Origin of the sequence: Nocardia transvalensis NBRC 15921 (assembly GCF_000308875.1) — a bacterium.
Classification (GTDB): Bacteria; Actinomycetota; Actinomycetes; order Mycobacteriales; family Mycobacteriaceae; genus Nocardia; species Nocardia transvalensis.
Window position 1 is genome coordinate 69,886 of sequence record NZ_BAGL01000128.1, and the last position, 14,408, is coordinate 84,293.

The 14,408-nt window shown below is 69.9% G+C and carries 16 protein-coding genes; 3 read left to right on the forward strand and 13 right to left on the reverse strand.

Features of this window, described 5'->3' with window-relative positions:
- Positions 1–76: 76 nt before the first annotated feature.
- Positions 77–979, forward strand: a complete 903-nt coding sequence (locus tag ON41_RS37365; RefSeq protein ID WP_040754385.1) for a universal stress protein — start codon at positions 77–79, stop codon at positions 977–979.
- Complete coding sequence (locus ON41_RS37370) at positions 980–1,627, forward strand: hypothetical protein (RefSeq protein WP_051163407.1); 648 nt, start codon at positions 980–982, stop codon at positions 1,625–1,627.
- Between the two features lie 60 nt (positions 1,628–1,687).
- Here ON41_RS37370 and ON41_RS37375 read toward each other — a convergent pair whose 3' ends face one another.
- From ON41_RS37375 to ON41_RS37405, 7 genes are all read right to left on the reverse strand, one after another.
- A complete protein-coding gene (locus tag ON41_RS37375; RefSeq protein ID WP_051163409.1) occupies positions 1,688–2,200 on the reverse strand; it encodes a DUF2231 domain-containing protein in 513 nt (170 codons plus the stop codon).
- A 272-nt stretch (positions 2,201–2,472) separates the two neighbouring features.
- The gene (locus ON41_RS37380; RefSeq protein ID WP_051163411.1) at positions 2,473–3,132 is read right to left on the reverse strand and encodes a hypothetical protein; all 660 of its coding nucleotides are present in this window, start codon (positions 3,130–3,132) and stop codon (positions 2,473–2,475) included.
- 1 nt (position 3,133) lies between these two features.
- Positions 3,134–3,553 (reverse strand): hypothetical protein, encoded by a 420-nt coding sequence (locus tag ON41_RS37385; RefSeq protein WP_051163414.1) that lies wholly within the window; start codon positions 3,551–3,553, stop codon positions 3,134–3,136.
- Between the two features lie 13 nt (positions 3,554–3,566).
- On the reverse strand, positions 3,567–4,121 hold the full coding sequence (locus tag ON41_RS37390) for a flavodoxin domain-containing protein (RefSeq protein ID WP_040754116.1): 555 nt from the start codon (positions 4,119–4,121) through the stop codon (positions 3,567–3,569).
- 215 nt (positions 4,122–4,336) lie between these two features.
- Positions 4,337–4,675: a spore germination protein GerW family protein gene (locus ON41_RS37395; protein ID WP_040754117.1), complete on the reverse strand. Its 339-nt coding sequence runs from the start codon at positions 4,673–4,675 to the stop codon at positions 4,337–4,339.
- Between the two features lie 119 nt (positions 4,676–4,794).
- Positions 4,795–6,558, reverse strand: a complete 1,764-nt coding sequence (locus tag ON41_RS37400) for a GAF domain-containing sensor histidine kinase (protein WP_085995921.1) — start codon at positions 6,556–6,558, stop codon at positions 4,795–4,797.
- A 297-nt stretch (positions 6,559–6,855) separates the two neighbouring features.
- Positions 6,856–7,506: a DUF2267 domain-containing protein gene (locus ON41_RS37405; RefSeq protein WP_063710014.1), complete on the reverse strand. Its 651-nt coding sequence runs from the start codon at positions 7,504–7,506 to the stop codon at positions 6,856–6,858.
- Between the two features lie 292 nt (positions 7,507–7,798).
- Between ON41_RS37405 and ON41_RS37410 the strand changes: the two genes are divergently transcribed.
- On the forward strand, positions 7,799–9,235 hold the full coding sequence (locus ON41_RS37410) for a wax ester/triacylglycerol synthase family O-acyltransferase (protein WP_246829678.1): 1,437 nt from the start codon (positions 7,799–7,801) through the stop codon (positions 9,233–9,235).
- 108 nt (positions 9,236–9,343) lie between these two features.
- On the opposite strand, the gene ON41_RS37415 is transcribed toward ON41_RS37410, so the two are convergent.
- The 6 genes from ON41_RS37415 to ON41_RS37440 are packed head-to-tail and all read right to left on the reverse strand — an operon-like array spanning position 9,344 to position 14,328.
- Positions 9,344–9,820: a hydrogenase maturation protease gene (locus ON41_RS37415; RefSeq protein WP_040754120.1), complete on the reverse strand. Its 477-nt coding sequence runs from the start codon at positions 9,818–9,820 to the stop codon at positions 9,344–9,346.
- Positions 9,817–11,109 carry a Ni/Fe hydrogenase subunit alpha gene (locus ON41_RS37420; protein WP_040754122.1) on the reverse strand — a complete coding sequence of 431 codons (1,293 nt, stop codon included), beginning with the start codon at positions 11,107–11,109 and terminating at the stop codon, positions 9,817–9,819. Before ON41_RS37420 ends, ON41_RS37415 begins: the two co-directional genes overlap by 4 nt.
- On the reverse strand, positions 11,093–11,866 hold the full coding sequence (locus ON41_RS37425) for an NADH-quinone oxidoreductase subunit B family protein (protein ID WP_040754123.1): 774 nt from the start codon (positions 11,864–11,866) through the stop codon (positions 11,093–11,095). The genes ON41_RS37420 and ON41_RS37425 overlap by 17 nt, the downstream gene beginning before the upstream one ends.
- The gene (locus ON41_RS37430; protein WP_040754124.1) at positions 11,866–12,717 is read right to left on the reverse strand and encodes an FAD/NAD(P)-binding protein; all 852 of its coding nucleotides are present in this window, start codon (positions 12,715–12,717) and stop codon (positions 11,866–11,868) included. The genes ON41_RS37425 and ON41_RS37430 overlap by 1 nt, the downstream gene beginning before the upstream one ends.
- The gene (locus tag ON41_RS37435; RefSeq protein ID WP_063710015.1) at positions 12,714–13,211 is read right to left on the reverse strand and encodes a Crp/Fnr family transcriptional regulator; all 498 of its coding nucleotides are present in this window, start codon (positions 13,209–13,211) and stop codon (positions 12,714–12,716) included. Before ON41_RS37435 ends, ON41_RS37430 begins: the two co-directional genes overlap by 4 nt.
- Entirely contained in the window at positions 13,198–14,328 is a 1,131-nt protein-coding gene (locus tag ON41_RS37440) for a 4Fe-4S dicluster domain-containing protein (protein ID WP_040754125.1), read from the reverse strand. Before ON41_RS37440 ends, ON41_RS37435 begins: the two co-directional genes overlap by 14 nt.
- Positions 14,329–14,408 lie beyond the last annotated feature (80 nt).

A 14,408-nucleotide genomic window follows, 5' to 3' on the forward strand; every position in this document is an offset into this window, starting at 1 on the left:
GAGTCGATTCGGCGTCGCTCCGCGTGGTCGCGGTGTGGCCCCGACGACGACGCACGCGATGTCGGAGGAGGACGCGATGACCGAACGGCGGGACGATGTCGAGCAGCCGATCGTGGCCGGGATCGATGGCTCGTCGGAGTCCTACCACGCGGCGGCGTGGGCGGCGGTCGACGCGGCACTGCACGGCTGCTCGCTGCGGCTGGTGATCTCGGCGTCCGTGCCGCCGGGTTTCGGGCCGGGGCCGCTGCTCACCGACGCCGAATCGGAATGGCTGCGCCGCAACGCGCAGCGCACGGTGGACGAGGCGCGGCGGCTGGCCCGCGCCGCCGTGAACGGGGAGGCGCTGCAGATCACTACGGAGGTGATCTTCGATCCGATCATCCCGCACCTCATCGCACGGTCGCGGGCGGCTCGCATGCTGGCAGTCGGCAGCCGCGGACTCGGTGCCCTGCGGCGCGGGCTGCTGGGCTCGGTCGGCGCCGCGGTCACTCGCCATGCCTGGTGTCCGGTGGCGGTCGTGCGCGCACAGTCGGCTCTCGACCCGGTCTCGGCGCAGCGGCCTGTTCTCGTCGGTGTGGACGGCACGCCCAACAGCGAGCCCGCCCTCGCCGCCGCATTCGACGAGGCGTCGCTGCGGAAGGTCGGCGTGGTCGCGCTGCATGCCTGGAGCGATGTATCCAGCTCTCTCGCTCCCGTGATGACGGCCTGGGATGCCGCGCGCGAATCCGAGGAGGCGATACTGTCCGAAAGCCTGGCCGGCTGGTCGGAGCGTTTCCCGGATGTGGATGTTCGCCGGATTCTGGTGCAGGACAAGCCGGCTCGTGCGCTGCTGGCCGAATCCGACAATGCCCAGCTGGTGGTCGTGGGCAGTCACGGGCGCGGTGGATTCTCCGGCATGCTGCTCGGCGCCACCAGCAACGCGCTGGTGGCATCGGTGGACTGCCCGATCGTGGTGGTCCGTCGACGGCCGGTGGCGTAGATGCCGGATGCGCTCGCCCCGGCGACACGAGAAGGCTTGTGGCGCAGATGGTTCGCCACGGTCACGCTCGGCGAGTTCGTGGGCTTCCTGGCACCGGCGACGGCCGGGGCGCTGACGGCCGGTGCGCGTCCGGGAATCGTCGCGGCGGCGGTGCTGTGCGCGGGCGCCGTCGAAGGTGCTGTCCTCGGCTCGTTCCAGGCCGCGGTGTTGCGGTCGGTGCTGTCCGGGCTGCGCCGGTGGGAGTGGGTCCGGGTCACGGTGCTCGGCGCTGTGGTGGCGTGGACGATCGGGCTCATTCCGATACTGTTCGGAGAACAGGTCGGGCGGTGGCCGGGGTGGGCGCGGATTCCGTTCGCCGTCGCGGCGGGTGTCGCCGTGGTCTTCTCGATCGGCGTCGCGCAGTGGATTGTGTTGCGGCACTTCACCGGTCGCGCCCGGCTGTGGTTGTGGGCGAACGTCGTCGGCTGGATCGCCGGCTTGGCCGCATTCGGGGTCGTGACCACCCCGCTGTGGCAGCCGGGGCAGGCGGCGGTTCTCGTCACCGCGATCGGTGTCCTGGGCGGGCTGGTCATGGCCGCCGTGATGGCGGCGGTGACCGGAGCGTTCCTCGTGCGAATCCTCGCACGATCGCATCCGCCGGAGAGGTGAACGGGCCCGTTCGTTGTGCCGAGGCGAAGAGATCGACGGACTTGACGTCGGGTCGATTCGCTAGGGGTCCAACAGCTCTGGGCGTGCCGGGTGCGGTCCGATCACGGGGGCCGACGTGACCTTGTCGCCCCACACCGATCGTGCCCCGGAGTCACCGATCCGATACACCTGCACGGTCGCGGCCGCGCCCGCGGCGATGGTGAGTATTGCGATACCGGCGACGAGTGCCGAGGGAAGCGGGCGGTCCCGGGTCTCGCGTAGGTGGACGATCACCAGGAGCACCGCGACGATCAGCAGGGGAACGGCGAAATAGAGCATCGTGTCGCCCAATCGGGTGTGCGCGTGTAGCGCCGGTGAGCGACCGACCCGATGCTCCAGCCACTCGCCGGCCTCGGTGGTGAGAGGCGTGGCGATCACGGTGACCGCGGCGAGCCCGGCGACCAGCCAGGCCAGACGCGTTCGCGCCGCCGGCCACAGGGCGCACGCGATCGTGAGCACCGATGTGAGGGGTACCAGAACGATGATGATGTGGACCAGTAGTACGTGGGCAGGCAGGCCGTCGAAGGTGGACATCGGCGATTCTCCTCGCATGCGGTGCGGCTGGAACGAGCCTCGTAGTCGTGGCGGGGAGACGGCTGTGACCGGGCATCGAACTTGCTGTGAATACCCTGGCCACGACGACCCCGGCGGAATGGTTCACCGGCTCGTGGCCGACGGCGTCGCGGATCGCGCGCAGGTGCTCGCCGGGGGTTAGGACGTTCGTCGGGGTGTGCGCCGGAGTGTCGACGCGTAGACCGCGGCCCTGGTACGTCGTTCCGCGCCCGGGTCGGCGAGTGCTGGGCGGGTCATTCGGGGGGATGGGCGACCGTCACCGAGCCCGGCCGGGCGGCGTGTCGTTCCGCTCGCTGTGCGATTCCCAGCAGCATCTTGCGTTCCATGATCAGGCTGCCGGGTTCCATGACGACCAGGAAGAACAGACGGGCGAGCGGCGAGCGTCGGGCGGCGACGCGGTTGCGGCTGACGAGCCGGGTGCTCTTGTCGGCGGCCGGATAGAGAGCGAAGGTCCACACCCATTGTCGGTCGACGGCTCCCAGGACCAGGGCACGTTCGGGTTCGAGCCGTTCCACCCGCAGTGCGGGCCCGTTGCCCAAGGGGAAGGTGTCTCCGACCGCGAGGTCCTGGAGGTTGGGGTCGATCTCGTCGGCGCTGTGCATGTTCAGCCCGAACAGGTTCTCGATCCAGTCGTAGGTGTAGGCGCCCGCGCGGCCGGGACCCATCTGGACCAGCCAAGGCCAGATATCCGCCGCGTCCGCCCGCACCGTCACGGCCCGGGTGGTGACGAGGCCCGGCTCGGGCAGCAGGTCGTCTCCGGGCATCGACCGTCCGATCTCGGCGTCGGTGGCGCCCCAGGTCAGGCACTGGTCACGGAACACCAGGGGATACGTCGCGGCGAGCAGCGCGGCGGCGACCGTCCATCGCAGTGTGCTACGAAATCTGTCGTTCATGTCACCGGCTCCGATGCGCGTGCAGGTACAGGCCGAGGGCGACGACGGCGACACCGAGCAGGCCGAATACCGGTTGCAGCCGGGAGAACTGGCCGATGATCGCCGGTTGCACCGCGGTCCACCCGATCAGCAGCGCGCCACTGAGCACCGCCGCCCTGTCGGAGCGGCCGTCGCGGCGGACGACGGCGGCCGCGGTGAGGGCCATGGGAGCGCCGATCACGAGCGCCAGCAGGACTCCTGCCAGGCCGGGGCTGTGCCACGGTAGTCGTGCGGTCACAGTGGCGCCCAGATCGGCGCCTCCGCAGAGGAGGCCGACCGCTCCGGCCATGGCCCAGAACGCGGTGAATCCGGATATGCCGGCCAGCATCGCCCGCGCGGCGCGGGTCCGGCGTACATCCAGCGGGAGCGTTTCGTGCACCATCGGATCGAGGTCCTTACGGGTGGATGACGGAGGTCCGCGAAACGGCCAGCCGCAGGGTGTCGGCGATGGAGTCGGCCCAGGCGGCGATGGCGGTCCAGTCCCTTAGGTCGCCGTAGCGGAGGCCGCCGAGCAGCCGATAGCGCAGGCGTGCGGGCAGGTCGACGCCGACACGCTCGTAGTGCCCTGCGAACGCTCGATAATCGTGCGCGGAGATCGAATCACGGAGTGCCGCAATGCTCTCGGGTACGTGCCGGGCGACGCGGCGGCCGATCGGCCCGCGTAGCGCCGCATCGATGCCGACACTGAACAACCACACCTTCCGCTCGGCGAGCTGGTGGTGATGATGGCGTACGAAGGCGGTGGCGGCAGGCAGGAAGGCCCGGTCGTGGACGGCGCTCCCGAGCACGACGGCGTCGAACCGGGACAGGTCCGGCGCGCGTTCGATGTCGGCGACCTCGACGCCGGCGCCGCGGTTCGCCAGGACGGCGCCGATGAATTCGGAGATCTCGCGAGTCGATCCCTGCCCGGTGGCGTAGACGACGGCGATACGAGGGGCGTTCGGTTCCATGACACCGAGGCTGCTCCGGCCGGGCGGTGGCGGTGAGAGGCGTGGTGCCTGGCGCGCCGGGACGAAGGTCATCGACCTGCTCATCGTGGGCGGCCTCTCGATTCTGGGCTATGTCGCGGTCCGTGTGGATCGGGCGATCCACCCCGAGAAGCGCGTCTCCACTGCCGCACAGGATCTGTCTGTGCGGCAGCGATATGGCGTCGAGAGCGGCGGAATCAGTCTGCCGTCGGCCACTTCGCGAGGCGTACCCCCGCGGCGATCGCGACGATGACGACGGCGCCGATCACCAGCATCAGCCGGTTCGCGTCGATCGCCGGCCGCCAATGGACGCGTCCGTTCTCGAGCACGTACGCACCGACGGGTTTGGCTCCGATTCCGAAGCCGCCACCGGAGCCCTCCTTGCCCTCTTCGTCGGTGCCGGCGCCCCCGCCGCCTCCGCCGGAGATCTTGGCTGCGGGAATCACGGTGGTTCCGTCTCGTTCGATCGGTTCGGCGTATACGCGCCGTACGGTGATCGAGTCCCGCGCCGTCGCCAGAATGTCGTCGACTTTCATGGTCTCTCCTCCGACCGATTCTCTACGGCCGGAACGAGATTGCCCGGCTGTCGTCCAGAGTCGGCCGGTTGTGCTGCCCCTGTGCAGAGCCGATGGACCTCGGGTGCCGGGAAGAATGGTTATCGGAGTGGTGCCCTCCAGCGCACCCGTGTGCCGGTGTGGTGGAGGCGGTCGGCGTGGGTGATGTCGAGCTGCCCGCCTGCCTGTTCGGCGCGCTGCGCGAGGTTGGTCAGGCCGCTGGGGGTGATGTCGTCGGGGATGCCGCGGCCGTTGTCCTCGATGACGAGGGTCAGGTCGTCGTCGACGGTGGCGGTAACGGTGAGGGAGTCGGCGCCGGAGTGCCGCACGGCGTTGGAGACCGCTTCGCGGACAACGGCTTCGGCGTGGTCGGCCAGCACGGGGTCGACCACGGACAGGGGCCCGGATACGTCGAAAGAGACGGCGATCGGAGTGTCGGCGGTGGTCCGGCGGACGGCGTCGTCGAGGCGTTGCCGCAGCCGGGTGGCGCCGGCATCGCCGCCGTGCAGGTCGAAAATCGAGGTGCGGACGTCGAGGATGACCTGCTGCAGGTCGTCGACGAGGGTCGAGAGTCGATGCCGGATCTCCGGGCTGCGGGCGCGGGCGAGCGTTCCCTGTGCGTACAGGCCGAGTGTGAACAGGCGTTGGATGACGTGGTCGTGGAGGTCGCGGGCGATCCGGTCACGGTCCGACAGCACGTCGAGTTCGCGCATGCGCTGCTGGGCGTCGGCCATCCGCATGGCCAGCGCGGCCTGATCGGCGAACGCGGCCGCCAATTCCACGGTTTCGTCGGAGTACGGTCCCGCATCGATGTCACGCGCGGTGACCAGGACGCCGAGGACAGCGTCGGAAGTGCGCAGCGGCAGGATCATGGCGGGCCCGGCGCCGGGCAAGGCGGTTTCCAAGGCGGTGCCGCGGCGGTCGTCGATGCGCGCTTGGTGACCGCGGAGGTGGGCGTCGCCGACCGTGGTGCCCGCCAGCTCCAGTGTGCGGCCGCGAGATCGGCTCTCCGATCCCGCGTACTGCGCGACGGTCAAGCAGGCCAGATTCTCGGGCGCGGTGTCCGGGTCTGCCGGGATCGCCAGCAGTGCCTGGTCGGATCCGGTCAGGGCGCGGGTGTGTTCGACGATCTGGCCGAGTACCCGGCGGGGCTCGGTGCCGGCGAGGAATTCGGTGGCGATGTCGCGGGTGGCGGCGATCCACTGCTGGCGGAGGCGGGACGACTGGTAGAGACGGGCGTTGTCGATCGCCACGCCCGCCGCGGCTGCCAGTGCCCGCACGATGACTTCGTCGTCTTCGGTGAACGGCTGGCCGCCGGCCTTCTCCGTCAGATACAGGTTGCCGAAGATCTTCTCTCGCACCAGTACCGGCACCCCCAGGAACGTGTCCATCGGTGGATGGTGGGCTGGGAAACCGACCGACGACGGATGGAGGCCGAGGTTGTCCAACCGGATCGGTTTGGGCTGGCTGAGCAGCACCCCCAGGACGCCTCGCCCGTGCGGCAGCGGGCCGATGCGAGCCCGCTCCCGGTCGCCGATACCTTCGTGGACGAACTCCTCGAGATAGTCGTCGCCGCCGCGGACACCGAGCGCGCCGTAGCGGGCGTCGACCAGTTCGATGGCGGTATGCACGATCGTCTGCAGCGTCTGTTCCAGGTCGAGCCCCGCGGTGACGGTCAGCATGGCCTCGACCAGCCCGTCCATCCGGTCCCGGGTATCGATGACTTGCTCGATCCGGTCACGCACTTCCGACAGCAACTCCCGCGCACCCAGCTGGGACAACGTCTCCCGCACCGAGTGTGCCCGGGAGGGGCGGCCGTCCGGTGCGTCCCGTCGCGGTTGCCGTTGGTGATCTTGTGACGGCATGGTCCGCCCTCCTGGGTGGGTGACGTCTCACCGAGGGGCCGCGCTTCGGGACCCGGAAGGATGGAAATTTGTGTCCGATCGTCAGGTTGATTGTATGCCGCTTCTGGGCGCCGGACCTGTCGTCACCGATGTGCGGCGAGGGCGTGGCGGGCCGCGCAGGTGAGTGCACCGAGAGCGAGGACCCTGGTCGGCGGTCAGGCACGCGAAGGCGAGGACGAGACCGCCGGTGAAAGGGGCGAGGCGAGCATATCGGCCGGTGGCGGAGACGAGAGTGGGCGAGCCGAATGCCGTGTGGCGTCAGCTCTGGCGGGCGCCGGGGCCGAGTAGTCCTTCCGCAAGCAGCATGCGGTGAGCCTGCTGGGCCGCCGAGAGCCGCCGGGTGGTGTCGAATTCGCTGCCGGGCAACTCCTCGAGCCCGCGGGCCAGCACGGCCACGGCCTCGGACAACGTCTGCAGCCGGGATTCGAGGAGTTTCTCGGGATCGGGTGTGGCGGCCGCGCCGACCCAGAGGGGCTCCGGTTCGATACCTTGCAGTACGTCCCGGAGCCGTGTCGGCAGCACCGCGAGGACATGATCGATCTGGCCGGGAGAGCACAGTTCGGCGAGCGTGTCGGTCAGGATGCCGATCAGCTGGACGGCCTCGGCGCGAGAGACGTCGGCCTCGCGTGCGAACTGGTCGACGAACGACGCGGCATCGTGCGGCACGGGCACGTGTCCGGGCACCCAGCCTTCGTAGAACGTCCCGCGGAACACCTCGGGCAGCTGGGCGCTGAAATGAGCGGACGAGGGCACCGGCAGTCGATCACGTACCGCGTGCAGCCAGGCCCGCAGCAGCCGATAGGCGTAGTGGCGATCGTAGGTGTCGAACGCCTCGGTCACGGCCCGCAGCCATTCGTGCGCGGTCCGGACGGCGGGAGCGATCGGATCATCGTGGTCGGACATCGACATCGAATTTCCTCACAGGCGGGTGACGGCAGCTGATTGCCATCGAGCCTGCGCCGGGTCCGTGGTCGGGGTGAGAGTCGCAGGAGGTGACCCCCGGCGACGGAAGTCCCTGCGAGAATGGCCTTTCCGCCCTGCCCGACGTCGTGGTCGCGTCGTTGACCGGCGGAACGGGTAGCGGGTTCGACGCCGCGGTGCCGTCCGGGGCCAACGTCACCCTCGGTGGTTACCTTCGCATCTCATGTCGGTCGCGCCGTCGCGTGATGATCGGCTGTGGAGCAACGGCAGCTTTCCAGCCGTGAGCAGCAGCCCGCGGTGGCTGCCGGGACAGACGGTCACGATGACGGAATTGAGCCCGCTGGACACGGGATTCATGGAACTGGAGGACACCGACAGGCACATCAGCCTGGGAATCGGTGCCGTGGCGATCGTGGCGGGGCCACCGCCGACACGAGCGGAGTTCCGCGCGGGCCTCGAGCGGGGCCTGCGCCGCCATCCGCGGCTGCGTCAGCGGGTGCGCCGCGCACCGTTCGATATCACCGCGCCGGTGTGGGAAGACGACCCGAATTTCGATCCGGCACACCATATCCGGTGGACTGCTGTGCCTCGCCCGGGGGACGAGGCGGCATTGCGCGAGCTGATCGCGACCGAGCTGACCGAACGCCTCGATCGTGATCACCCGCTGTGGCAGGTGGTGGTCGTCGACCATCTGGCGGACGGACGGTGGGCGATGATGGTGAAGGCGCATCACAGCATGGTCGACGGGATCTCCGGGATCACGTTGTTCGAGAGCTTCTGCGACGCCACCGAACCTGATACGGCCGCGCCGGTCGCGGGCGACGCTTCCTCGTCCGGTGCGGGGCCGATCGGTATGCTCGCCCACGCCGTGCGCCTGCCCTACACTCTGCCACGATTCGCGGTCGGCGCGGTCCGCGCGCTCACTCCGCTGGTGTTCGCGGCTCTCGCTCCCGCCGCCGAATCCTCTCTGAACGGCCCGATCGGCACGCAGCGCCGCTATGCCGTCGCACGGACCTCGCTGCCGGAGCTGCGCGAGATCGGCGCGGCGTTCGGCGTCTCGGTCAACGATGTCGCGGTCTCGGCCCTCGCCGCCGCCTACCGCGGGCTGCTGCTGAGCCGGGGTGAACATCCACAGCCCGGAATGCTGCGGATCGTGGTCCCGGTCTCGATGCGCGCCGACCGGGCGAAATATGCTCTGGACAACCGGGTTTCGGCGATCATCGCGGAGTTTCCGGTCGAGGTGGAGAATCCGCTCGAGCGCCTGGCCGCTGTGCACCAGCGCATCGCCCGGCACCGGACGCGCGGTGAGGTCGAGGCCGAGCAGTCGGTGTTGTCGCTGGCCGAGAGATTGCCGACCGGTCTGGTGGCGTGGATGGTCCGCACGGTTTTCCGGTTCCCCCAGCGGGGCGTCGGCGCCCTGGCGACCAATGTCCCCGGGCCGCGCCACCCGTTGACGATGGACGGACGGACCGTACTCGAGATCTGGCCGTGCGTGCCGATCGCGTTGCGGGTGCGCACGACCGTCGCGATTCTCAGCTATGCCGAACGGCTGACATTCGGGATCACCGGAGACTACGACACCACGCCCGACATCGATGTGCTCGCCTCCGGGATCGCCGCCGAGGTCGCGGTGCTGGCAGCACGGGCGCGAGAACGTCCGGGCCGGCGCGGCGGTGATCGGTCACAGGTACCGATGCGTGAAGGGAGTTCGCGATGACGGGCGGGTGGCCCCGATATCCATCACCTCGCCTCCGCGCCGGTCGTGGTCGGTATCGACGTATCCCGACGTCAGGGTGACGCGGCGGAAGCCGTAATCAGGGGCTGGCTAGGGCGTGGCCTCGACGCCAGCGCGCGCGAGTTCCGCGCGGACCGCGTCGACGGCGCGTGGCACGGCGGCCGCGACGGGAGCCGACAAGCCCGCGCCGAGGTCGAGGCGGGCCGCCTCGACGGCGATGACGACGAGTTCGTGGGGAAGACGGCCGAGCGCGCGGCCGAGCGGGACGGCGTCGGGGATGCCGAGGGCGTGGGAGCTGGTCGCGGTGGTGACGCCGCGGAGGGCGTCGACGGTGGTGCGCCAGATGCGGCCCGGGGTGGACGGTTCGCAGAGGACGGCATCGATGACGATCGCGAGGTCGGCGCCCGCCCACGCGTCCAGCAGACCGGTGGGCTCCCCGTCACAGACCGTGGCGAGAACGCCGGGCAGACACAGTCGTTCGATGCGGGAGGCCACATCCGGCCCGATACCGTCGTCACGGCGGTACGAGTTCCCCACGCCGATGACGACCGCGCGGAGCGCGCTCATCGGCGGACCAGGTCGATCTCGAGGAAATGGGCGGAGCAGGAGATACAGGGGTCGTGGTTACGGATGGTGCGCTCGCACAGGGACGTCAGGGCGGCGTCGTCGAGATCGAGATTCGCGGCGACGACGCGGCGCAGATCGTCTTCGACCACGGCCTGATTCTGCGAGGTCGGCGGAATGATGGTGGCGGCGAGAATGGTTCCGTCGGCGTCGGTTTCGTAGCGGTGGTACAGCAGTCCGCGTGGTGCCTCGCTGACTCCGTGGCCGACGCCGGCTCGTGGCTCGGTGAGAACGGCGGGCCGGGACGGTGTGTCGTAGGCGCCGATAAACCGCAGGGCTTCGTCGATCGCGTAGACGATCTCGGTGGCGCGAACCAGGATGCTGCGGAAGGGATTCCGGCATTCCGCGCCGAGGCCGATCTCGCCGGCGACCTGCCGGGCCAGCGGTGAGAGCCGGTGGGAGCCGAGTGTGTACCGGGCGAGCGGTCCGGTGAGATAGCGGCCGCCGTCGAGGGTCGCGTGCAGCGCCGTGGAGTGCGGCACCTGGTGTTCGATGACGTGCTGTGCGAATTCGGTTGCGGGAAAGGCGAGTCCGCCGCTGGTGTGGATATCGCCGGTCTCGATCGCGTAGCCGTCGGGACCCGCGGCCGCCAGCAGCTGGTGGTCCAGTTCCAGATCGGGGAAATCGAGGAGGGCGGCCCGGCGTGCGGTCCCGATGGCGCAATCCAGGGCCCGCCGGAGTTGTTCGGCGACGGGGGCGAGATCGGCGGGGGAAGGGACGGAGTAGAAGCCGCCGACGCGCACATTGACGGGGTGGATCGGCCTGCCGCCGACGAGCTCGAGCAGCGCGTTCCCGGCCTTCTTGATCGTCAGTCCCGCCTCGACGAGATCGCGGTGGTCGGCGGCGAGGGCGACGGCGTCGGGATAGCCGAGGAAGTCGGGCAGGTGCAGCAGGTGAATGTGCAAGGCATGACTCGAGATCCACTCCCCGCAGTACAGCAGCCGCCGCAGCGCGGCGAGCGGCGGGTCCAGCTCCACCCCGCACAGCTGCTCGAGCGCGTTGCAGGCGCTGGTCTGATACGCGACGGGGCAGATTCCGCAGATGCGCGCAGTGATGTCGGGTGGCTCGGTGTAAGAGCGGCCGCGCAGGAACGCCTCGAAGAACCGGGGCGGCTCGTAGATGTTCAGTTCGGCCCGCTCGACGACACCGTCGGTGACGACAATGCGCAGCGCTCCCTCGCCCTCGACTCGCGCCAGCGAGCTGACACGCAATTGCCTACTGCGATGGCTCATTCGCGTCCCTTTCGGCGAATTCCGGTGCGGCGGCGGCGAATGTGGTGAAAACGCGGTCTATATCGGTGGGCGTCATGCCGTTGACGCTCAGGATCGGAAGCAGCGCACGGACGTTCGGGGCCTTCATCGGACCGAAACAGCCGAAGCATCCGCGCCGGTAGGCCGGGCAGAGCGCGCCGCAACCGGCGTGAGTGACCGGCCCCAGGCACGGAATGCCGTGCGCGACAGTCACACACGTGGTGCCGCGGCGCTTGCACTCGGTGCAGACGCTGGTGTCGGGGAGATCCGGGGCCCGCCCGGCCAGAAGGGCCTCGAGGGTATCGAGCAGTTGCCGCCGGTCGATGGGGCAGCCGCGGAGTTCGACGTCGACCGGCACGTGCGCCGAGATCGGCGTGGAGGTGGACAGCGTCGCGATGTGCTGTGGGCTGGCGTAGACGAGTGAGGCGAATTCGTCGATGTCGGCGAAGTTGCGCAGCGCCTGGATTCCGCCATGGGTGGCGCAGGCGCCGATCGCGACGAGAACCCGTGACTGCTCCCGGATTTCGGTGATGCGGCGGAGATCGTCCGGCGTCGTGATCGATCCCTCCACCAGCGAGACGTCGTACGGCCCGGGTTCGACAGCGCTGGAGGCTTCGAGGAAGTGCGTGATGCGCACGCGCCCGGCGAGTGGGAGCAGGTCGTCCTCACAGTCGAGGAGAGTGAGCTGGCAGCCGTCGCAGGAGGTGAATTTCCAGACCGCGAGTGTCGGTGTGTCCATCACAGCTCCCGGACGGCCAGCAGCGGTTCGGCGGTGGCGTAGTCGACGACCGGGCCGTCGCGGCACACCAGCAGAGGTCCCAGCTGGCAGTGGCCGCAGCGCGCCGCGCCGCATCGCATGTCGCGTTCCAGGGAGATCCGGATATCGGTGGCGGCGACCCCGTGCCGGCGCAGGGTGCGGGCGCAGAACCGCATCATCGGTTCCGGTCCGCAGAGGAACGCGGTGGTGCGGGCGGGATCGAGCCGCAGGCGTGCCAGTGGTTCGGTGACGAATCCGACCTGGCCGTGCCAGTCCGGTTCCGGGTGGTCGACGGTCCGGTGGACTTCGAGGAGACCGGATGCGGCCCAGCGGTTCTGGTCGTCGGGGAACAGGATGTCCGAGGGTGTCCGCGCTCCGGTGATCAGGACCACGCGCCGGTACTGTCCGCGGTCCCGCAGCGCGGCGAGGACCAGGGGCCGCAGGGGCGCCACGCCCACGCCGCCGCCCACGATGACGAGGTCGCGGCCGACCGCCGTCTCCGGTTCCCAGCCGGTGCCGAACGGGCCGCGGACGCCGACGCGTCCGCCGACAGGCGTGTCCCTCAGTGCCGTGCTGACCGCGCCGACCCCGCGGATGGTGTGTTCGAGCGGACCGGCCGCGGACGGATCACCACTGATCGAGATCGCGATCTCGCCGACGCCGAAACTGTAGAGCATCATGAACTGCCCGGCGCGAAACCGTTGTGCCGCAGCGTGAATCGGCTCCAGGAGCAGGGTCGTCGTATCGCGAGTCTCGCATCGCCGGGCGACGACTCGGTAGGGCAGCATCGTGTCGTCGAGTACGCCGGTGCGGGGACCGGCCGCCACGGTCATCGGCCTGCACCGGAACGAGGCGGGCCGCTGCGGGGGTCGGCGGGGTTGCGGTAGAGATCCAGCAGCCGGGCGCGGGTGGCCTGCAGGCGCTCCAGGACGGCCTCGAACAGCATCGTGGCCAGTGCCCGGCCGAACATCGGGTCGGCGTCGGCGAACGTGGCCAGTGCGGCGGAGTCGAATTCGATGGCGCGCACCGCGTCGAGCGTCCGGGCGCCGAAACGCCAGCGGTACGGCGGCACCAGCCACGACCAGCCCAGCAGGTCGCCGCGGCCGAGGGTCTGCACGGTGAGATCGCCGCGGCCCGGGACGTGGGCGTCGAGCAGGACGTGCCCGTCGCGGATCAGCCAGCACCGGTCCGCCGCCTCGCCTTCGACGATCAACCGGTGACCGGGCGGGTACGACACGTCGTGACCCGCGGCGGCCAGGGTGGCGAGTTCGGCGTCGTCGAGCGTGGCCAGGTGCGCGAATTCGGTCAGTTCCTCAGCGGTGGTCATCGCCCGGCTCCCTGGCGAGTTCCGCGAGCCTGCCGACCTCGGCGGTGAGGTCGATGCCCGCCGGGCACCAGGCGATGCATCGCCCGCACCCCACGCACCCGGAGCTGCCGAACTGGTCGTGCCAGGTGCTCAGCTTGTGCGTGAGCCACTGCCGATACCGGCTCGACCCCGACTGTCGCACGCTGCCGCCGTGCAGGTAGGAGAAGTCCAGCTCGAAACAGGATGCCCAGTGCTCCCACCGTTCGGCATGGTCGCCGGTGAGGTCGGTGACGTCCTCGGTGGTCGTGCAGAAGCAGGTGGGACAGACCATGGTGCAGTTGGCGCAGGTGAGGCAGCGGCTCGCGACCTCCTGCCAGTGCGGCGACTCTCGCGAGTCGCGCAGCAGCGCGCGGACGTCGACGCCGGGCATGGTCCGGCCCATGTGCTCCTGCGCCGCCGTCACCGCGTCGCGCGCACCGGTGATCTCCGACGGATCCGCTTGCCGCACATCGAGTTCGGTCATCATTCGGGCCCCGGTCGCGGAGCCGATGTCGACGAGGAAGCGGTGCCCCGCGTCGTCGATTCGCTCGGTCAGCGCGAGGTCGAAACCGGCCGCGACACCGGGGCCCGTGCCCATGGACGCGCAGAAGCACGTCCCGCCGGGCTCGGTGCAATTGACCGCCACGACGAACAGACCGGCCCGGCGCCGCGCGAACGACGAATCGGGGTAGTCACCGTCGCCGAGCACTCGGCCGAGTACGGCGATCGAGGCGAGGTCGCAGCCGCGGACACCGAGGAACGCCGACCGCACCGGTGCCTCGTCGGCGGCGACGGGATCGAGGTCCGCGTCGATGTCCGCGATCTTCCGGCGGGGCGGATGGAGGAATTGTTTCCACGACCCGGGGCCCGCGGAATGCGCGAAGACGGCGTTGTCGCCGCGTTCGCGCAGCCGGTACCGCCCGGGGGAGACCTCCACGCCCCACCCCGCCGGCAGCGCCGAACCCGACTCCAGTTCGTCCAGGACGATGGCGCCGTCCCGCACCTGCGGTCCGATCACGCGATACCCCTGAGAGCGCAGGACCTCGATCAAGCGGTCCAGGCCCGCTCGGTCGATCGTCACCGTATCGCCAGACATCATCGGAAACTCGATTCGTGTCCGGGAACAAGATTCGGTTCCGAGTCTGCTCGGCCGCGGAGACCGCCGCGAGGGGCGAAGGT